Genomic DNA, 18220 nt, shown 5'->3' on the forward strand with positions numbered 1-18220 from the left:
GGGCGCCGGCCCCGGGGCATCCGCTCCGCTCACGCCTTCACGGCGCCCGCGGCGAGGTCGACCCGCCAGTACCGCTGGAGCACGAGGAAGAGCGCGATGAGCGGCACGATCGACAGCAGCGCGCCCGTGATGACGAGCGTGTACATCGCGGGCAGCGACGCGCCCTGGTTGAGCAGGCCGTGCAGGCCCACGGTGATCGGGTACAGCTCGTCGTTGCCGAGCATGATGTACGGCAGCATGAAGTTGTTCCACACCGCGACGAACTGGAACAGGAAGATCGTCACGAGGCCCGGCGCCATCATCGGCAGGGCGATGCGGTGGAAGATCGACAGCTCGCGCGCGCCCTCGGTGCGGGCCGACTCGACCACGTCGTTCGGCACGGCCGCGGCCGAGTAGATGCGGGCGAGGTAGATGCCGTACGGGCTGATCAGCTGCGGCAGCAGCACCGACCAGTAGGTGTTGGTGAGGCCGATCTGGGCGAGCAGCAGGTACTGCGGGATCGCGAGGATCACCGCGGGCACGAGCACGCCCATGAGCAGGATCCTGAAGACGATGCCCTTGCCGGCGAACTGGTACTTCGCGAGCGCGTAGCCCGACAGCGCCGACACGTAGGTCGAGATGATCGCGCCGCCGCCCGCGTAGAGGGCGGTGTTCAGCATCCACCGCCAGTAGAGGCCGTCGCGGTAGGCGGTGAGCTCGACGATGTTGCCCCACAGGTGGGTCGACGGCGCGAAGGTGAACGTCGAGAACAGCTCGGAGGCGTCCTTGGTCGACGCGATGAGCACCCACGCGACCGGCAGCAGGCAGTAGAGCGCGCCGACGATGAGCACGGCGGTCGGGCCGACGGCGATGGGCACGCGGTGGTCGTGGCGCGAGACGCCCGAGCGGCGGCCGGAGCCGGCGGAGTCGAGGTCGGGCAGCACGGCGGCGCGCGTCTCGGCGCCGGCGCCGGCGCCGGTGGTCACGGACTGGGTGGCGGTCATGGGTCAGTCCTCCTGACCGAAGGCGCGCCGCTGCACGACGCGGAGGAACAGGAACGAGAGGGCGAACGTCGCGGCGGCGATGATCACGCTGGTCGCGGCGGCCGAGGAGATGTCGTCGCGGATGAACGCGTCGCGGTACACCAGCATGAGCGGCGACCAGGTGGTGGAGAGGCTGTTCGTGAGCGGACGCAGCGTGGTCGGCTCGGCGAACACCTGCAGCGTCGCGATCATCGAGAACAGCGCGGTCATGATCAGCGCGGGCGTGATGATCGGCACCTTGATGCGCCAGGCGATCTGGGCCTCGGATGCCCCGTCGATGCGCGCCGCCTCGTAGATCTCCTGCGGCACGGCCTTGAGCGACGTGTACATGACGATCATGTTGAAGCCGACGCCGCCCCAGAGGCCGATGTTCGCGATCGCGAAGATGACGAGGCCCGGCGTGAGCATGCTGGGCACGTCCCACCCGAGCCGGTCGAAGATCCAGTAGAACGGGCTGACGGCCGGCAGGTAGAGGAAGCCCCAGAGCAGCGACGAGATGACCGCGGGCACCGCGTAGGGCAGGAAGATCGAGACCCGGGAGAAGCTCTTCGCGCCGGTGCGGCGCGCATCGAGCAGCAGGGCGAACAGCAGCGCGAGGCCGAGCATGGCGGGCACGAGGATGAGCCCGTAGAGCAGCACGCGCCCGACCGACTCGAGGAACTCGGGGTTCGTGAGCGAGTTCGCGTAGTTCTCGAACCAGGCGAACTCGCGGGTGCGCGAGCCCGACCCGAGGCCGAGCCCCGACACGACCTCCTTCTGGAAGGAGAGCACGATCGTGTAGAGGATCGGCGCGGCCATGAACAGCGTGAACAGCACGATGGCCGGTGCGAGCATGCCCCAGGGCGCGATGCTGGGGCGGCGCCTCCGGCGCGGGGCGGCGGGCGCTGCCTGGGGCGGGGCGGATGCCGCGTGGCTGGCGGCCTCGACCGTGGCGGTCATCTCGTGGGGGTCCTTCCGTTCGTGGGGTGCGACGACGCCGGGGAGCCGACGGGCGGCTCCCCGGCGCATCCGCTAGTCGGCGACGTTGAAGCCGCCGGCGACCAGGTCGTCGACCGTGATCTGCTGCATCGCGGCGACCGCGTCGAGGAAGGCCTGGGCCGACTTCGCCTCGGCGGCCTTCGCGAACTCGTCGTTGTAGGCGCTGAACGTGACGTTCACGTTCGGGCCGTACTGGAACGGCGCGACCGCTGCGGCGGCCTCGGCGGCCACGTCGTAGAAGTCGGGCTGGTTGGAGAAGAACTCCGGCGCCGCGGTGAGGGCGGATGCCGCGGCATCCGTCGCCGCCGGGTAGATGCCGGTCTGCTCGACGAGCGCCTGCACGGCCTCGGGGTCGGTGTTCAGCCAGGTGACGAACTCGGTCGCCGCCTCGACGTGCTCCGACTGCGAGGTGACCGCGGTGGACGAGCCGCCCCAGTTGCCGTTGGAGACCTCGTCGCCCCAGGTGGGCATCTGCGCCGCGGCCCAGAGGCCCGCGGTGTCGGCGGCGTTGCCCGAGAGCACGCCCGGGCCCCAGACCGCACCGGTCCAGCCGACCTGCGTGCCGTCGTTCAGGCCGGCGTTCCACTCGGGGGTGTACATCGGCTTGTTGTCGATGACGCCCTCCTCGACGAGGCCGCCCCAGAACTCGGCGACCTGCCGGGTGGGCTGGGCGTCGATGTCGACGGCCCACGAGTCGCCCTCGATGGCCCACCAGGCGGCGTTCGCCTGCTGCGAGAGGCCCGCGAACCAGCCGGCGTCGTTGGCCGAGAAGGTGCCGAGGTACTTCGACGGGTCGGCCTCGTGGAGGGCGCGCGCGGTGTCGCCGTACTCCTCCCACGTGGTGGGCACGGTCAGGCCGAGCTCCTCGAAGATGTCGGCGCGGTAGTAGAACATCATCGGGCCGGTGTCCTGGGGGATCGCGTAGAGCGCATCGCCGCCGAGCGTCACCGACTGCCAGACGCCGGCCGGGAACTGCCCTTCGACGTCGTCGCCGACGACGTCGGAGAGGTCGGCGAGCGCGTCGGACGCGACGAGCGTGGGGATCTTCTGGTACTCGGCCTGGATCAGGTCGGGCGCGCCGCTGCCGGCCTTGATGGCGGTGAGCAGCTTGGTGATGGCGGGGTCGCCGCCGTCCTGCTTGTTCACCGTGACCTGGATCTCGGGGTGCTCCTCGTTCCAGATGTCCACGACCTGGTCGAGGTTGGGCGCCCATGCCCAGTAGGTGAGCTCGATCGGGTCCTCTGCCGTTCCCTCGGCCTCACCGCTGCCGGCGCAACCGGTCAGGATCAGTGCCGTCGCGGCGACCGCGGCGACGGCCCCGGTGCGGAATGCTGCACGCATTCGTCCTCCTTGTCGAAAGCTGTGATTGCGGATGCTCGGGGCCTCCGCGCGACCGGGACGGACGACGGTGTGCCTGTGAGCGCTCCTAGTCAGACACAGCCTGTTTCGCTTGTCAAGTCGATGTTTCGGCTTGCAATGCCGTGTGATCGGTGTGCTAGAACTGTGAGCGCACACAGTCATCAAGGGAGATCGCTCCATGCCCTCGCACTCCGCGTCGACCGCCTCCGGCACCGTCGACACCGCCGCCGCCGCCACGCCCGGCGCAGCATCCGCCGCCGGTTCCGGCCTCGCCCGGGCAACCGCCGCCACCGCCCCCGCGGCGCGCTCGGGCTGGATCCCGGGCACCTCGTCGATCCGCTTCGGCGGCGACTACAACCCCGAGCAGTGGGATCGCGCGACCTGGCTCGAGGACATCGAGCTGATGCGTGAGGCGGGCGTGAACCTCGTGAGTGTCGGCATCTTCTCGTGGGCGCTGCTCGAGCCGCGCGAGGGCGAGTACGATTTCTCGTTCCTCGACGACGTGCTCGACCTGCTCGCCGGCGCCGGCATCGACGTCGACCTCGGCACGCCCACCACCGTGCCGCCCGCCTGGTTCTGGACCCGGTACCCGCACGCCCGCCCGGTCACCCGCGAGGGCCTGCCCCTCGGCTTCGGCTCGCGCGGCATCGTCTCGCCGAGCTCGCCCGAGTACCGTCGCGCGGCCGAGGCGATCGCCGAGCGCCTGGCCGAGCGCTATGCGCACCACCCCGCGGTCGTGATGTGGCACGTGCACAACGAGTACGGCGCGCCCGTCTCGGAGAGCTACGACGAGGCATCCGTCGCGAACTTCCGTACCTGGCTCGCCGCCCGCTACGGCACGATCGACGGGCTCAACCGGGCCTGGGGCACCACGTTCTGGGGGCAGGTGTACGGCTCGTTCGACGAGGTCGACGCGCCGCGCCTGTCGGCGAGCGTGTCGAACCCGGCGCACCGGCTCGACTTCGCGCGATTCTCCTCCGACGCACTGCTGGAGTGCTTCGTGCTCGAGCGCGACGCGATCCGCCGGCACGCGATACAACCGGTCACCACGAACTTCATGGCGACCAGCTGCCCGTCGATCGACTACTGGCGTTGGGCGGGCGAGGTCGACATCATCGCGAACGACCACTACCTCACCGCCTCGCGCCTCGATGCGCACGTGATGCTCGCGATGGACGCCGACTTCACCCGCTCGCTCGCCGGCGGCAAGCCGTGGGTGCTGATGGAGCACTCCACGTCGGCCGTGAACTGGCAGCCGCGCAACGTCGCCAAGCGCGCCGGCGAGCTCGCCCGCAACTCGCTGTCGCACCTCGCGCGCGGCGCCGACGGCATCCTCTTCTTCCAGTTCCGGGCGAGCCGCTTCGGCGCCGAGAAGTTCCACTCGGCGATGCTCCCCCACGCCGGCCGGTCGTCGCGCGTGTGGCGCGAGGTCGTCGAACTCGGCGGGCTGCTGTCGGATGCCTCCGAGCTGCGCGGCTCGCAGGTCGAGGCATCCGTCGCCATCGTCTGGAGCACCGAGTCGTTCTGGGCGCAGGACCTCGAGTGGCGCCCGTCGGTCGACCTCTCGCACCGCGAGCGGATCGAGGCGGTCTACGCGGGGCTCTTCGCGCTGGGCGTGACCGTCGACTTCGTGCACCCGTCGCAGGACCTGTCGGGCTACTCGGCGGTGTTCGCCCCCTCGCTGTACCTGCTCGACGAGGCTTCGGCGGCGAACCTGTCGGCGTACGTCGCGGGCGGTGGCACGCTCGCCGTCGGCTGCTTCTCGGGCATCGTCGACGAGCACGACACCGTGCCGGCCGGCCCGTTCCCGGGCCGCCTGCGCGACGTGCTCGGCCTGTCGATCGAGGAGTTCCTGCCGCTGCGCGAGGACGCCCGCGTGGTGCTCACCGGCGGTGCGTCCGGCGCGGTGTGGAGCGACGAGATCGTGCTCGAGGGCGCCGAGGCGGTCGAGCACTACATCGACGGCCCGGCCGCAGGGCTGCCCGCGATCACCCGGCACGCTGCGGGGGCTGGTGCGGCCTGGTACCTGTCGACGGTGCTGCACGGCGCCGACCTCGGCGGCTTCGTGCGGCGGGTGCTGGCGGATGCCTCGGTGCCCGTCGCCCCCGCACCGCCCGGCGTCGAACGCGTCGAACGCGTCGCGGCCGACGGCACGCGGTACGTCGTGGCGATCAACCACGGCGCGGCCGACGCCGTGATCGACGCCGCCGGCGTGGACCTCGCCTCGGGCCGGCCGACCGGCGCCGAGACGCTCGTCGCGGCAGGGGGGAGTCGCATCATCCGACTCGAGTAGGCGCCCGCGTCAGACCTGCATGTGCTCGCCCACCCGGGGCATCCGAACGCGGCACCACCAGCCAGACCAGCACCACCAGCACCACCCGTCCGCCCGACCGGGCCGGGCGGCCCACCGCAGCGACGCGGTTCCCCTCGGAGCGGGCGCGCTGCACCAACCGAGAGGAAGGGAACGTGCGCATTCGCAGGATGAGGAGGGGTGCCGCGGCACTCGCCGCGGCACTCGCGGCGACGCTCGCCGTACCCGTGGGCGCCGGGGCGGCGCTCGCCGCCGAGCCGGGCGACGGTCCGGTCGATGCAGGGATCTTCGTGAACGCGGTCGAGGGGCTCTCCCCCGACTTCGTGCACGGCGTGGACGTGTCGACCGTGCTGTCGCTCGAGGAGAGCGGCGTGGCGTTCCGCGACGACGCGGGACAGCCGGCCGACCTGTTCGACGTGCTCGCCGACCACGGCGTGAACAGCGTGCGGGTGCGCGTCTGGAACGACCCGTACGACGCCGACGGCCGGGGCTACGGCGGCGGGACGGTCGACGTCGACCGCGCCATCGAGATCGGCGAGCGCGCGACGGCCGCGGGCCTCGGCGTGCTGGTCGACTTCCACTACAGCGACTTCTGGGCCGACCCCGGTCGCCAGCTCGCGCCGAAGGCGTGGGCCGGGCTGACGCCCGCCGAGACGGCGACCGCGCTGCACGACTTCACCGTCGACGCGCTGCAGCGGTTCGACACCGCGGGCGTCGACGTGACGATGGTGCAGGTCGGCAATGAGACGAACAACGCCATCGCGGGCTACACGCGCCCCGGCCGTGAGATCGATGCGACCTTCGCCGCACTGCTGCAGGCGGGCACGTCCGCGGTGCGCGAGGTGCTGCCCGACGCGCTCGTCGCGGTGCACTTCACGAACCCCGAGACATCCGGCCGCTATGGCACCTACGCCGCCGGGCTCGATGCGTTCGGCGTCGACTACGACGTGTTCGCGAGTTCGTACTACCCGTACTGGCACGGCTCGACCGAGAACCTGACGAGCGTGCTGTCGAGCATCGCGACGACGTACGGCAAGCAGGTCATGGTCGCCGAGACGTCGTGGGCGCACACCCTCGACGACGGGGACGGGTTCTCGAACGTGATCGGGTCGGGCACGATCGGCGACGCCTACCCGGCGAGCGTGCAGGGCCAGGCGACCGAGCTGCGCGACGTGATCGCGGCGGTCGCCGCGGTCGGCGACGCCGGGCTCGGCGTCTACTACTGGGAGCCGGCGTGGCTGCCCGTCGGACCGCCGACCGAGTACGACGCGAACGCGCTGCTCTGGGAGCAGTTCGGGTCGGGCTGGGCGACCTCCGCGGCATCCGCCTACGACCCCGTGCACGTCGGCGAGTGGTACGGCGGCTCGGCGTGGGACAACCAGTCGCTGTTCGCGTGGGACGGCACGCCCCTCGAGTCGCTGCGCACCTTCGAGTACGTCTACACCGGCGCGGCGGCGCCGCTCGAGGTCGTGTCCGTCGAGCGGGTGTCGCTGCAGGTGGCCGACGGCGACCCCGTCGAGTTGCCCGCGACCGTGGCCGTGACCTGGAACGACGGACGCGTCGAGGACGCGCCGGTCGCGTGGTCGTCCGCCCTGGACTGGGTCCGCGGGCCGGGGTCGTTCGAGATCCCGGGCGCGACGGATGCCGGCATCGACGTCGTCGCCGAGGTCGAGGTGCGCGCGCCGAACCTCGTCGCCAACGGCTCGTTCGAGTCGGCCGACCTGGGCGACTGGACGCTCACCGGCCCGGCCGCACGCACCGAGACCGCCGACGGATCGGACGGCGACTACGCCGTCACGTTCTGGAGCGGCTCGGCGTACGAGGCATCCGTCGCGCAGCACCTCACGGGCGTACCCGCGGGCGACTACGTGCTGCTGGCCACCACGCAGGGCACCAACTCGCCCGCGACCGACGTGCGCGAGCTGTCGGCGACGACATCAGCGGGCACGGTGTCGGCGCCGCTCGATTTCACCGTGTGGAACGCGCGGCACACCGCATCGGTGCCCGTCACCGTCGGCGCCGACGGCGTCGTCGCGATCGCGGCGACGTTCGCCCTGTCGGCCGGCGCGTGGGGCGTCGTCGACGACGTGCGGCTCGTGCCCGCGACGGGCGCCGAGCCGGTCGACACGTCGGGGCTGGCGGCCGCGCTCGACTCCGCGGCATCCGTCGACCGCTCGCAGTTCACGGCTGCCTCGCTCGCAACCCTCGACGAGGCGACCGCCATCGGGGCGGTCGTGCTCGCCGGGTCCGCGGCGTCGGCGAAGGACATCAAGCAGGCGACGAAGCTCGTCGAGAAGGCGGTGAGGAGGCTGGCGCCGGTGGCGTAGCCACGGCCCGCATGCGGCGGAGGCAAGCGCTTCGCGCCGAAGGTCGGCGTGTCTGCTTGCCTCCGCCGCCGTCCGTCGAACCTGCATGTGCCCACTGCCGGCCGGGGCGCTCCGCGGCTCTGGCGGGTCGCACCGGGCGTGGCTACGCTGGAGGAGGAACCACACACGGAAAGGTGGTGAGTTCCATGCACGCGACGAAGCTCTGGGACGTCACCGTCGAGATCGACGAAGAAGAAGACAGCACGACCGCACTCGCCAGCATCCTCACCCCATCGGGACGCGAGGTCACCGGCAGCGGCAAGGCCGCGCGGAATCCGCTCGACCCGGACGTGCCCGCGATCGGCGACGAACTCGCGGTCGCCCGCGCGCTGCGCGACCTCTCCGAGCGGCTGCTGCACACGACCGAGCGAGACATCACGAACCTCACGGGCGAGCCGGCGCACGTGCACCGCTGACGCGGGCGCCGCCGGCACACGTCCCGCGGAGGGCGTGTCAGCGGCGGCGCAGCACCAGGAGGAACCACGCCATCGCCGCGATCGGCACGGCGGCGAGCAGCGCGAGTCCGGCCCAGGCGCCGGCGAGATCGGCGAGCGCGAACACCGCGAGCGGGCCGACGGCGGCGCCGATGTCGCCCGCGGTGCGGGTGACGCCGACCGCGGCGCCGGACGACCGGCCGGGGAACGCCTCGGCTGTCACGACGCTCGGCACGACGTTCGCGAGGCTCGTGGCGACGGCGTAGCCGACGATCGCCGCGCCGAACCACCATGGCGAGCCGAGCACGCCGAACAGGAGCATCACCCCGCCCGCGCCGAGCGCGGAGACGATCACCACCGGCACCTTCGCGCCCCCGTCGACCCATCGTCCGACGAGCGGCAACGCCCCGGCGCTCGCGACCGTGCCGAGCGCGAACGCGATGCCGAGCGTCATGGGCGTGAGTCCGCCGACCTCGTACGCGAGCACCGGGATCAGCCCCTGCTCCCCCGCGAACCGCGCGAAGAAGAGGGCGAACGACACGACCGCGAGCGCGACCAGGACGCGGCGCGTATCCGCTGGGCGCGCGGGCGCAGAGGAGACGGATGCCTCAGGCGTGGACGCGGGCCCGTCGGCATCATCCGCGATGTCCGTGGCCTCCGCGGGCGATGCGTCGGTCGCCGGCGCAGCGAGCGCCGCCCAGTAGCCGCGCGCCGGGCGCACGAGGTCGATGCCGACCGCGACGAGCACGGGCACGGCGGCCGCCAGGAACGCGGCAGGCACCCCGCCGAGCGTGACCGCGACGCCGCCGAGCATCGAGCCGACGGCGGCCGCGCCCATCTGCACGATCGTCGCCATCGCGATGATGCGACCACGGCGCGCAGCCGGCGCCCCCGCGAACAGCACCGCGAAGCCGAGCGTGATCGCCGCGCCGCCGAGCAGCCCCGCGCTCAGACGCAGCCCGATCAGCCACGAGGCCGACCCGACGAACCCGGTCACCGCGGTCACCGCGGCGAGCAGCACGAGCACCGTCAGCACCATCGGTCGCGCCGGCAGCCGGCGCAGCGCGAGCCCCGCGGGCACGTTCGCGATCACGCGGCCGATCGCGAAGGCGGCGATGATCGGGCCGAGCAGCACCACCGGCACCGCCAGGTCGTCGACGAAGAGCGGCAGCACGGGAACGACCACGCCCCACGTCATCTGCGCGGTGCCGATCAGCGCGCAGATCAGGAGCGCCTGGCCCATGCCGGGCCCAGCGGCCGTGGCCGATGCGGGCGATGCCGAGGCGTCATCCGCACCGGCGCCGCCCGCGGCGCGCGGCCGGCCCACCCGCATCCGACTCATGCCGCCACTCGGCCCGGCACGCCTACGCCGCCAGGTTCTCGCGCAGCAGCGCACCCGACGTGCGCGGCGCGAGCGCCCCGCGGCGGGCGAGCTCGGGCACGAGCAGCTCGGCGATGTCGGCGAGGCCCGACGGTGTCGGCAACGGCGTCGTGAACATGTAGCCGCCGCGCGACCCGGTCGCGGCGAAGTTCTCCTCCAGCGCGTCGGCGATCGACGCCGGCGTGCCGAGCACCGTGTGGTCGAGCCCGGTGGCGTGCTGCCAGCCGTGCTCGAAGAACTCCGCGCGACTCATCGCGTGGTCGGCGCCGAACTCGTCGACGAGCTTGCCGACGAGCCCACCCGGCGTCGCATGCGCAGCCGCGACCGACTCCGCGAGTTCCCCGAGCACGATCGTCGCGGGCAGCCCCGAGAAGTCGTACCCGGCGTTGTGCGAGAGGTAGGCGCCCACGGCGTCCTCGCTCCAGAACTCCTCCACCTCGTCGCGGCGCGCGAGCGCCTCCTCGTGGGTGCGGCCGACGATGACCTGCGTCGCCCAGAGGATGCCCACGCCCGACGGGTCGCGCCCCTCGGCCACGAGCGCCTCGTCGAGCAGGCGCCGGTGGCGCTGCTGCGCCGACAGCGGCCCTCCGAACCCGAAGATCACGTCGGCGAACTTCGCCGACGTCGCGATGCCGCGGGGCGAGTTGCCCGCCTGCACGAGCACCGGGTGCCCCTGCGGACTCGGCATCGAACTCAGCGGCCCCTTCACCTTGAAGAACGCGCCCTCGTGGTCGATCGCCGACACCAGCGCCGGGTCGGCGAACCGGCCGGTCTCGCGGTCCATCACGATCGCCTCGGGCGGCACCGAGTCCCACAGCGCCTTGCAGACGTCGATGAACTCCTCCATGCGCTCGTAGCGCAGGCCGTGCTCGAGCAGCTGGTCGAATCCGTAGTTCGCGGCGTCGGCGCTGCGGCTCGACGCGACGACGTTGAACGCGATGCGCCCGCCGGTCACGTGGTCGAGCGAGTTCAGCAGGCGGGCCACGTAGAACGGGTGCATGAACGTCGAGGAATACGTCAGCCCGAAGCCGATGTCGCTCGTCGCGCCGGCCATCGCCGCGATGAACGGGCTCATGTCCTGGCGCGGCCACTGCACGCCCCACTCCACGGCGGGCGCGATCGAGCCGCCCCAGGTGTCGGGTATGCCGCTGCCGTCGCCGAAGAACAGCAGGTGCATGCCCGCGCGCTCGGCGGTCACGGCGATCTCCTGGAACATCCGCACGTCCGGGAAGGTGCGCCCGACCCACGATCCGGCACGGGCCCAGCGCCCTTCGGTGTGCGTGAACGACAGGTCGAACGCGACGTGCATCCCGCCGCTCATGCGACGACCCCGTCGGCGGGTGCGGTGGTGACGGATGCCTCCTGAGCAGCGGCTGCCTCGGGCGCGACCGGCACCGCTGCACCGCCCGCCCACACGTCGGCGACGGTCGCCACGTCGCCGATCACGGCGACGTTCAGCGCGAGCGACTCCACGGCCGCCGCGTGCAGCTCCAGCGAGTACGCAGCGGTCGCGTCCTCGGCGAGCACGACGGGCCAGCCGAGCTGGAGTGCGTCGGTCGCGGTCGCGGCCACGCAGCACTCGGTGGTGAGGCCGGCGACGGCCACCCACTCGACGCCGTCGGCGGTGAGCCGTTCGGCGAGGCCGGTGCCGAGGAACCCGCTGTACCCGCGCTTGCCGAACCGCGGCTCGCCCTCGGCGGGCGCGACCCCGTACCACTCGGCGCCGGGCGTGCCGATGACGCACGGCTCATCGTCGCCGACCGGCTCCGACAGCGAGCCCGAGCGCAGCCACTTGCTCGCCTTCCACGGCTCATCGGCCGGGGTCGCGAGCTCGATCCAGTACACGGGCACGCCGGCCGACCGCGCGGCCCCGACCAGGTCGGCGCACCGCTCGACGGCGGCGGCGACGTGCGCGGAGGCGGCCTCGTCGAGCCCGTAGCCCCCGAGGAGCGCCGGGTCGCCGAACGAGCGCTGCACGTCGATCACGAGCAGGGCGCCGGCGTCGGGACGCAGCGCCCCGAGCTGGCGGTGGAGCAGGTCGGTCACGATGCGACCTCGGTCTCCGCGGCGGCGGCCGGCTCAGCGGCATCCGTCGACTCAGCGGCATCCGTCGCCCCAGCAGCATCCGTCGCCCCAGTCCCGGCCCCAGCCGAACCGCCCTCGGCCGCCCGCAGCGCGGGCAGCACCGACTCGCCGAAGCGCGGCAGCCCCTCGAGGTAGTCGGGGAAGATCAGCATGAGCCCGTCGAGCTCGGCGCGCTCGAGAATGTCGAGCACCTTCTCGCTGAGCGTCTCGGCCGACCCGGTCACGTACGGCGTCTGGAACGCCTCCTCGCCCTTCGCGCCCTCGGCCCAGGAGAGCGCGCGCTGCGCGTCCCACCCCCACGAGCGGCGCATGTTCGACAGTGCCTCGCGGTCGAGCCCCTCGCCGTAGCGCTCGGCGGTCGCCTCGGCCTCGGCGTCGGTGTCGCCCTGCACGATGGTCATCATCGAGTAGGTGCGCACGGTGCGGCCGTTGGCGGCGGCGCGCTCGTGCACGTCGCGCGAGAGGTCGCGCATGCCCTCGAGGGTCTCGGCGCCGAGGAAGGCGCCGTCGGAGTACTCGGCCTGGAACGCCCGGCCCCGGTCGGAGCGACCGGCGGAGATGATGGTGGGGCGCGGGTCGGGCAGCGGCCTGGACTCGCAGTCGGTGAGCGTGAAGAACCTGCCGTTCATGGTGACCGACGGCTCCGACCAGAGGCGCAGCACGGCCTGGGTCCACTCCTCGGTCATGGCGTAGCGGTCGTCGTGGCTCATCGTCTCGTCCCAGATGCCCATCTGCTGGAACTCGTCGGCGTACGCGCCGTTGACGATGTTCATGCCGGCGCGCCCGCCGCTGATCTGCTGCAGCGTGGTGAACACCTTCGCCGCGAACGCGGGGTTCTGCATGTTGGCGTGCACGGTCGCCCAGACCTTGACGCGCGAGGTCGCCTCGGCGAGGCCGGCCATCATCGTCATCGACTCGAGCGTCTCGCCCCAGTGGTCGGTGCTGCCGCCGAATCCGCGCCACTTCGCCATCGCCATGATGAAGTCGAGCCCGGCGTCCTCGGCGAGGCGTGCCACCCGGCGGTTGTAGTCGTAGCTCGCGGGCGGGTACGGCGCCGTGCTCGAGATCATCCAGCCGCCGGCCGCGTTCGGCAGGAAGACGCCGTAGTCCTTGTGCTCACCCATCGTGATGGCTCCTGTTCGTTCGTGCTTCAAGTAGGGGGTGGTGGCGGATGCCCCGGGCCGCACGCCCGGCGACTGCATCCGGTGCCCGCCGGTCGTGACCGGCCCGGGGCATCCGCTCACCTCGCGCCTTACGGCGCGGGCCAGACCAGCTCGCCGTCGGCGGAGATCGCCTCGACGAAGGAGGTGTCGAACAGGCCGAGCGCGACGTCCTCGGGGAGGTCGTTCGCGAGCAGCGAGTAGTCGTTCAGCATGTCGACGATCGCGACCACGTTCTCGGTGTCGATCGCGCCGAGGGCGGCACCCTCGGGCTGCGACTCGCGCACGATGGCGGCCTCGGTGTTCCAGATGTTCACGTTGTGGTCGACGTCGTAGCCCTCGCCCGAGAGCTCGGCGGTGAACCCGACGCACTCCTCGGCGTTGTCCTCGCAGTACTCGAAGGCGTGGAACGTGGCCCGCAGGAAGTCCTCGACCACGGTCGGGAACTCCGCGGCGAACTCGGGGTTCGCGGCGAACGCGCCGAGCGACGACGGCACGCCGTAGTCGTAGGGGCGCCACACGGTGACGTCCTCGCCGGCCGCGGCGAGCAGGTTCGGCTCGTTCGAGATGAAGCCGGTGAGCGAGTCGACCTGGCCGCGCGGCAGGATCGACGGGTCGTAGCCGACCACGACCTGCTGCATGCTGTCGACGTCGGCGCCCGCCTCGTCGAGCATGGCCTGCACGGCCGGCGGCAGCCCGCCCTTGTGGCCGAGGATGGTGCCGTCGAGGTCGGAGAGGTCCTCGATGTCGGGCATCGTCATGAGGATCTCGAGGCCGACGTTCGAGTACGACGAGATGCCGACGAGCTCGATGCCGGTGTCGTAGGCCTGCAGCAGGTTCTGCTGGCTGACCGAGGTGAACTGCACCTGGTCGGATGCCACGAGCTGCGTGTTCTGCCCGGTGTCGCCGGTGCCCGGCTGGATCTCCAGGTCGAGGCAGAGGTCGTCGAAGTAGCCGAGCTCCTCGGCGGCGACGACGTCGAGGATCGACGCGGACGCCTGGTACTGGTAGCCGGTGAGGAAGGTGATGCTGCCGGCGGCCTCGTTCTCGGCGCAGCGCTCGGCCGAGATGGCCGCGGTGCCCGAGTCGGCGGTGTCGTCGGCGGCGCTCTCCTCGGTGGCGCAGCCGGCGAGCGCGACGAGCGCCGCGGTGGCGCCGGCCAGCGCGATGCCGGCGCGGGTGACGGTTCGACGTGACATGTGATTCTCCTTCGGGGGTGTGCGCGGGGTGCGCGAAGGGCGCGTTCGTCCACGGGACGCGGCGACGCGGGCGGTGCGGTGCAGGGAGTGGTGGTGCGTGAGTGGTGCGGAACGGTGCGGTGATGCCCGGTGCGGGCCCCGGAGCGGGCGGTGGCCTACTCCGGTTCGTGGCGGTGCGTCTCGTGCCAGTGCAGGACGCGCCGCTCGACGGCGTTGACGATCGCGAGCAGGCTCGCGCCCATGAGCGCGAGGATGGCGATCGAGGCGTAGATGACCTGGAGCTGGTTGTTCGAGCTGGCCAGGCTGATCGTGGTGCCGAGGCCCTCGGCCGCGCCGGGGGCGAACATCTCGGCGACGACCGCGCCGACGATCGACAGCGGGAAGACGATCTTCAACGCGGCGAACAGGAACGGCAGCGCGCTCGGCACGCGCACGTGCCAGAGCATCTCGGCGCGCGAGGCGTTGACCGTGCGGTAGAACTGCAGCACCGGCGTCGGCACCGACCTGAGGCCCACGGCCACGTTGATGAGGATCGGGAAGAAGCAGATCAGCGCGGTGACGATGAGCTTCGGCTCGGGCCCGAACCCGAAGGCCACGACGAGCGCCGGTGCGATCGCGACGAGCGGCGTGACGTTCAGCACGACCGCGACCGGCATGACGGCCCGGCGGATGAGCGGCACCTCGCTGATCGCGATCGCGAGCACCGACGAGCAGGCGAACGCGATGACGAGCCCGATCAGCGCCTCCTGCAGGGTGATCCAGGCGTTCTCGACGTAGAAGAGCGGGTTGCCGCTGAGGGTGCGCCAGATGTCCTGCAGCGGGGGCAGCAGGTACGGCATCTGCTCGGCGCCGATCTGCCAGAGCACGCCGAGGGCGAGCACCATGAGCGTGATCGGCGCCCAGCGGCTCGGGCGGAGGAACTTCGGGAGCTTCCGGGCGGTGCCGTCGGCGGCGGCATCGGAGGAGGCGGCGGCCGCGGTCGCGGCGGGTGCCGGGTTGGCGGGGTCGGTGCCGGCGGCGACGGATGCTGCGGAAGCGGCGGATGCCTCGGGGGCGGCCGAGCTCGTGGCAGACGTCTCACTCGTGGCATCCGTCTGCGCTGCGGTCTTCGGCTGGGCGGGCTGGTCGTCCATGCGGGGCGTGGAGGTGTCGATGGTGGTCATCCTCTGCTCCTAGGCGGCGTTCGGCAGGTCGGGCGAGTGCCAGGCCGACTGGAGGCGCTCGCGGATCAGGTCTTCGTAGTGGTGGAAGGCGTCGCTCGTGAGGAGCTCGGCGCTCCGCGGACGAGGCAGGTCGACGTCGATCACGTCGACGATGCGTCCGGGGCGGGGCGCCATCACGACCACCTGGTCGCTGAGGCGCACGGCCTCGGTGACCGAGTGGGTGACGAACACGACCGTGGCGGTGGTGTCGTCCCACAGGTCGAGCAGCTGCCCCTGCAGCGACTCGCGCGTGAACTCGTCGAGCGCCGAGAACGGCTCGTCCATGAGCAGCACGTCGGGCTGCAGGCCGAGCGCACGCACGATCGCGACGCGCTGCTGCATGCCGCCGCTGAGCTCGGGCGGCAGCTTGTGCATGGCGTCGCCGAGGCCGACATCGCGCAGCAGCTGCTCCATGTCGGGCATGGGGCGGGCGGCCGATGCCCCCTCCTTGCGCTTCCTCGACGCGCGACGGTTCACGCGGTGCGGCAGCGTCACGTTGTGCAGCACGTTCAGCCAGGGCAGCAGCGCCGGCGTCTGCGGCACGAAGCCGATGTGCTTGCCGTCGCAGGCGGCGGCCGGCGACTCGCCGAACACCTCGACGCTGCCGGCATCCGTCGCCTCGAGGTTCGCGATGAGTCGGAGCAGCGTCGACTTGCCGCATCCGCTCGGCCCGATGACGCTGACGAACCGGCCCGCGGGGATGTCGAGCTCGACGTCGTGCAGGGCGACCATGCGGGTGCTGCCGGTGCCGTAGACCTTGCGGGCCCCGTCGATGCGGATCGCGGGTGCGGACAGATCGTGCGGGGCCATCTAGACCAGCCTCCTGAAGGTGCGGTTGTGGTAGACGAGTGGTTCGCGGTCGCTGTGGATCACGTCGTCGACGGCGATGAGCAGCATGAGGTGGTCGCCGGCGGTCTGGCGCAGCTCAACCCGGCCGAGAATGGTCGCCATCGCGTCGGCGACGACCGGCACGTGGTCGTGGTCGGGGTGCAGGTCGACCGCGGCGAACTTGTCGGCGCCCTTGGTCGCGAAGTGCTTCGCGAGGTCGCCCTGCCCCTCGGCGAGGATGTTCACCGCCACCTGCTCGGTGGCCGCGAACGCGCCGTAGCAGTCGGCCGTGTCGGCGAGGAACACCGTCACGAGCGGCGGGTTGCTCGAGACCGACGTGAAGCTGTTCGCGGTGAAGCCGTACTGGCGGCCGTCGTGCACGGTGGTCACGAGGGTGACCGGGGTGGCCATGTGGCCGAGTGCGCGGCGCAGCGGGTCGGGGGCCGTCATGGTCATGCCTGCACCTCCTCGGCGGGGGTCGCCGGTTCGTTCGTGGTTGCTGCGCTCGCTTGGGCGAGGGCGCGGATCAGGGGCATCCGCTCGCTGACCCAGCTGTTGATGGCTGTGTCGCGGGCCTCGGGGTCGGCGGCCTGCGCCTCGAGCAGGCCGAGCGCGCCGAGCGGGGTGGACGCGCCGACCTCGTGCATGAGCGGAGTGAGGTGGAACTCGCCCGTGATGTGCGCGTGGGCCGGGGAGCCGGCGACCGTGACGGGCAGCGCGGCGACCCCCGCGAGCGAGGTGGGGCCGTAACCGTCGATGAAGCCCTTGAGCAGGCCCGTGTAGCTGCCCTTGTAGGAGGGAGTGGCGACGATGACGAGGGCGGCGGATGCGACGAGCTCGCGCTTGGCCTGGGCGTCGGCGTTGCCCCACTCGAGCACCGCGCCGCCGAGGTCGGCGAGTTCGATGGTCTCGATTGCGGGGTCGGCTTGGGTGGCCGTGCTGATGGCCTCGGCGAGGGCCTGGGCCGTTGCCGTGGTCTTGGATCCGGCTCTGGGGTTGCCGGAGAGTACGACGATCGAATGCATTGGAGCCTCCACGACTCAATCCATGGTTCTGGTGTGTGTGGAGAGCGTGCGGGGCGAATCGGTGCGGCGAGTGCCGGTGCGATGTGCCCTGCGGAGGTCCAACTGGGTTCGACTGTAGGCGGGGGTTGTTTCGCGATTCTCGCCGTCGTGTTTCGTGCTCATGAACTCACGGGGCTGGCGGGGTCGCGGCGCTGGGTGCCGGGTTCGGCTCGCCGTCGTGGAGTGTCTCTATGGTGTCGCTGTCCACGTCGTACAGCAGCACCTCGACGCCGAGGTCGCGGGTGGCGACCGTGGTCCACCCGTTCGGCACGAACGCCTTCGCGACCGTCGGCGTGATGCAGAGCGCGAGCCGCGCCCCGGGGAAGAGCGCCTGCTTCACCCACGCAAGCTTGAACAGGTTCGCCGTGACCCGGTTGCGGTGCGCCGACTTGAACTCCCCCGTGTTGCCCACGAGTTGCACGAACACGCTGCCATCGGTCGCCGCCCCCTCGACCTCGAACCGCGTCTGCTCGTCGACCGTGATGCTCGCCGGGATCAGCGGCGTACCGAGCTGCGCGCCCAGCGCACGCAGCATCGCGGCCTCGACGGAGTCGTCGGGGAACCGGCTCCTGGCCGGCTCCACCTCGATGGAGCGCGGTGGTGCCGTCATGAGGTCAGGCTAAGCGGGCGGTGTTTCGCGATGATTTCGCCGCCCGCTTCTACGACGGTTGCGCTCCCGCGCGCCGGCTCGACGCGATCGACGTCCGCGCGGCCGGTCTCCCGAAAACATGCAACGCCGGTGGAACCGCGGCGTGTCTGCATGCTCTCGCGGAGGAACGGCCGAATCTGCATGTTCTCGGGTGGGCGCCGGGCGTGCGAGTGGGGAGCGTG

At 71.8% G+C, this 18220-nt stretch carries 16 protein-coding genes; 3 read left to right on the top strand and 13 right to left on the bottom strand.

What is annotated here, in order from left to right; genetic code table 11:
* Positions 1-29: 29 nt before the first annotated feature.
* The 3 genes from ABZK10_RS02635 to ABZK10_RS02645 all read right to left on the bottom strand — a co-directional run bounded on the left by ABZK10_RS02635 (position 30) and on the right by ABZK10_RS02645 (position 3341).
* Positions 30-983 (bottom strand): carbohydrate ABC transporter permease, encoded by a 954-nt coding sequence (locus ABZK10_RS02635; RefSeq protein ID WP_353807629.1) that lies wholly within the window; start codon positions 981-983, stop codon positions 30-32.
* Positions 984-986: 3 nt separating this feature from the next.
* On the bottom strand, positions 987-1961 hold the full coding sequence (locus ABZK10_RS02640) for a carbohydrate ABC transporter permease (protein ID WP_436408480.1): 975 nt from the start codon (positions 1959-1961) through the stop codon (positions 987-989).
* Between the two features lie 72 nt (positions 1962-2033).
* Positions 2034-3341: an ABC transporter substrate-binding protein gene (locus ABZK10_RS02645; protein WP_353807630.1), complete on the bottom strand. Its 1308-nt coding sequence runs from the start codon at positions 3339-3341 to the stop codon at positions 2034-2036.
* A gap of 196 nt (positions 3342-3537) precedes the next feature.
* Here ABZK10_RS02645 and ABZK10_RS02650 point away from each other — a divergent pair, with 196 nt between their 5' ends.
* The 3 genes from ABZK10_RS02650 to ABZK10_RS02660 all read left to right on the top strand — a co-directional run bounded on the left by ABZK10_RS02650 (position 3538) and on the right by ABZK10_RS02660 (position 8452).
* The gene (locus ABZK10_RS02650) at positions 3538-5652 is read left to right on the top strand and encodes a beta-galactosidase (RefSeq protein ID WP_353807631.1); all 2115 of its coding nucleotides are present in this window, start codon (positions 3538-3540) and stop codon (positions 5650-5652) included.
* Between the two features lie 173 nt (positions 5653-5825).
* Positions 5826-7997, top strand: a complete 2172-nt coding sequence (locus ABZK10_RS02655) for a glycosyl hydrolase 53 family protein (protein WP_353807632.1) — start codon at positions 5826-5828, stop codon at positions 7995-7997.
* A gap of 185 nt (positions 7998-8182) precedes the next feature.
* Complete coding sequence (locus ABZK10_RS02660; protein ID WP_353807633.1) at positions 8183-8452, top strand: DUF1876 domain-containing protein; 270 nt, start codon at positions 8183-8185, stop codon at positions 8450-8452.
* 37 nt (positions 8453-8489) lie between these two features.
* On the opposite strand, the gene ABZK10_RS02665 is transcribed toward ABZK10_RS02660, so the two are convergent.
* From ABZK10_RS02665 to ABZK10_RS02710, 10 genes are all read right to left on the bottom strand, one after another.
* Entirely contained in the window at positions 8490-9812 is a 1323-nt protein-coding gene (locus ABZK10_RS02665) for an MFS transporter (protein ID WP_353807634.1), read from the bottom strand.
* Positions 9813-9834: 22 nt separating this feature from the next.
* Complete coding sequence (locus ABZK10_RS02670; RefSeq protein ID WP_353807635.1) at positions 9835-11172, bottom strand: NtaA/DmoA family FMN-dependent monooxygenase; 1338 nt, start codon at positions 11170-11172, stop codon at positions 9835-9837.
* Positions 11169-11897 carry a cysteine hydrolase family protein gene (locus tag ABZK10_RS02675; protein WP_353807636.1) on the bottom strand — a complete coding sequence of 243 codons (729 nt, stop codon included), beginning with the start codon at positions 11895-11897 and terminating at the stop codon, positions 11169-11171. Before ABZK10_RS02675 ends, ABZK10_RS02670 begins: the two co-directional genes overlap by 4 nt.
* Positions 11894-13060, bottom strand: a complete 1167-nt coding sequence (locus ABZK10_RS02680; protein WP_353807637.1) for an LLM class flavin-dependent oxidoreductase — start codon at positions 13058-13060, stop codon at positions 11894-11896. The genes ABZK10_RS02675 and ABZK10_RS02680 overlap by 4 nt, the downstream gene beginning before the upstream one ends.
* 128 nt (positions 13061-13188) lie before the next feature.
* Positions 13189-14295, bottom strand: coding sequence for an ABC transporter substrate-binding protein (locus ABZK10_RS02685; RefSeq protein ID WP_353807638.1), 1107 nt, complete (start codon positions 14293-14295; stop codon positions 13189-13191).
* A 155-nt stretch (positions 14296-14450) separates the two neighbouring features.
* The gene (locus tag ABZK10_RS02690) at positions 14451-15458 is read right to left on the bottom strand and encodes an ABC transporter permease (RefSeq protein WP_353807639.1); all 1008 of its coding nucleotides are present in this window, start codon (positions 15456-15458) and stop codon (positions 14451-14453) included.
* 9 nt (positions 15459-15467) lie between these two features.
* Positions 15468-16307, bottom strand: coding sequence for an ABC transporter ATP-binding protein (locus tag ABZK10_RS02695; RefSeq protein WP_353807640.1), 840 nt, complete (start codon positions 16305-16307; stop codon positions 15468-15470).
* The gene (locus ABZK10_RS02700) at positions 16308-16781 is read right to left on the bottom strand and encodes a flavin reductase family protein (RefSeq protein ID WP_353807641.1); all 474 of its coding nucleotides are present in this window, start codon (positions 16779-16781) and stop codon (positions 16308-16310) included.
* Positions 16778-17350 (bottom strand): NADPH-dependent FMN reductase, encoded by a 573-nt coding sequence (locus ABZK10_RS02705; protein WP_353807642.1) that lies wholly within the window; start codon positions 17348-17350, stop codon positions 16778-16780. The genes ABZK10_RS02700 and ABZK10_RS02705 overlap by 4 nt, the downstream gene beginning before the upstream one ends.
* A gap of 166 nt (positions 17351-17516) precedes the next feature.
* On the bottom strand, positions 17517-17999 hold the full coding sequence (locus tag ABZK10_RS02710; RefSeq protein WP_353807643.1) for a hypothetical protein: 483 nt from the start codon (positions 17997-17999) through the stop codon (positions 17517-17519).
* Between the last annotated feature and the right edge of the window lie 221 nt (positions 18000-18220).

It is taken from the genome of Agromyces sp. SYSU T00194 (assembly GCF_040496035.1).
GTDB lineage: Bacteria > Actinomycetota > Actinomycetes > Actinomycetales > Microbacteriaceae > Agromyces > Agromyces chitinivorans.

What these genes read in the sequence shown, in the direction of transcription:
- ABZK10_RS02635 (WP_353807629.1), bottom strand. Translation starts at nt 983, where the DNA reads ATGACCGCCACCCAGTCCGTGACCACCGGCGCCGGCGCCGGCGCCGAG.
- ABZK10_RS02640 (WP_436408480.1), bottom strand. Translation starts at nt 1,961, where the DNA reads ATGACCGCCACGGTCGAGGCCGCCAGCCACGCGGCATCCGCCCCGCCC.
- ABZK10_RS02645 (WP_353807630.1), bottom strand. Translation starts at nt 3,341, where the DNA reads ATGCGTGCAGCATTCCGCACCGGGGCCGTCGCCGCGGTCGCCGCGACG.
- ABZK10_RS02650 (WP_353807631.1), top strand. Translation starts at nt 3,538, where the DNA reads ATGCCCTCGCACTCCGCGTCGACCGCCTCCGGCACCGTCGACACCGCC.
- ABZK10_RS02660 (WP_353807633.1), top strand. Translation starts at nt 8,183, where the DNA reads ATGCACGCGACGAAGCTCTGGGACGTCACCGTCGAGATCGACGAAGAA.
- ABZK10_RS02665 (WP_353807634.1), bottom strand. Translation starts at nt 9,812, where the DNA reads ATGAGTCGGATGCGGGTGGGCCGGCCGCGCGCCGCGGGCGGCGCCGGT.
- ABZK10_RS02670 (WP_353807635.1), bottom strand. Translation starts at nt 11,172, where the DNA reads ATGAGCGGCGGGATGCACGTCGCGTTCGACCTGTCGTTCACGCACACC.
- ABZK10_RS02680 (WP_353807637.1), bottom strand. Translation starts at nt 13,060, where the DNA reads ATGGGTGAGCACAAGGACTACGGCGTCTTCCTGCCGAACGCGGCCGGC.
- ABZK10_RS02685 (WP_353807638.1), bottom strand. Translation starts at nt 14,295, where the DNA reads ATGTCACGTCGAACCGTCACCCGCGCCGGCATCGCGCTGGCCGGCGCC.
- ABZK10_RS02690 (WP_353807639.1), bottom strand. Translation starts at nt 15,458, where the DNA reads ATGACCACCATCGACACCTCCACGCCCCGCATGGACGACCAGCCCGCC.
- ABZK10_RS02695 (WP_353807640.1), bottom strand. Translation starts at nt 16,307, where the DNA reads ATGGCCCCGCACGATCTGTCCGCACCCGCGATCCGCATCGACGGGGCC.
- ABZK10_RS02700 (WP_353807641.1), bottom strand. Translation starts at nt 16,781, where the DNA reads ATGACCATGACGGCCCCCGACCCGCTGCGCCGCGCACTCGGCCACATG.
- ABZK10_RS02705 (WP_353807642.1), bottom strand. Translation starts at nt 17,350, where the DNA reads ATGCATTCGATCGTCGTACTCTCCGGCAACCCCAGAGCCGGATCCAAG.
- ABZK10_RS02710 (WP_353807643.1), bottom strand. Translation starts at nt 17,999, where the DNA reads ATGACGGCACCACCGCGCTCCATCGAGGTGGAGCCGGCCAGGAGCCGG.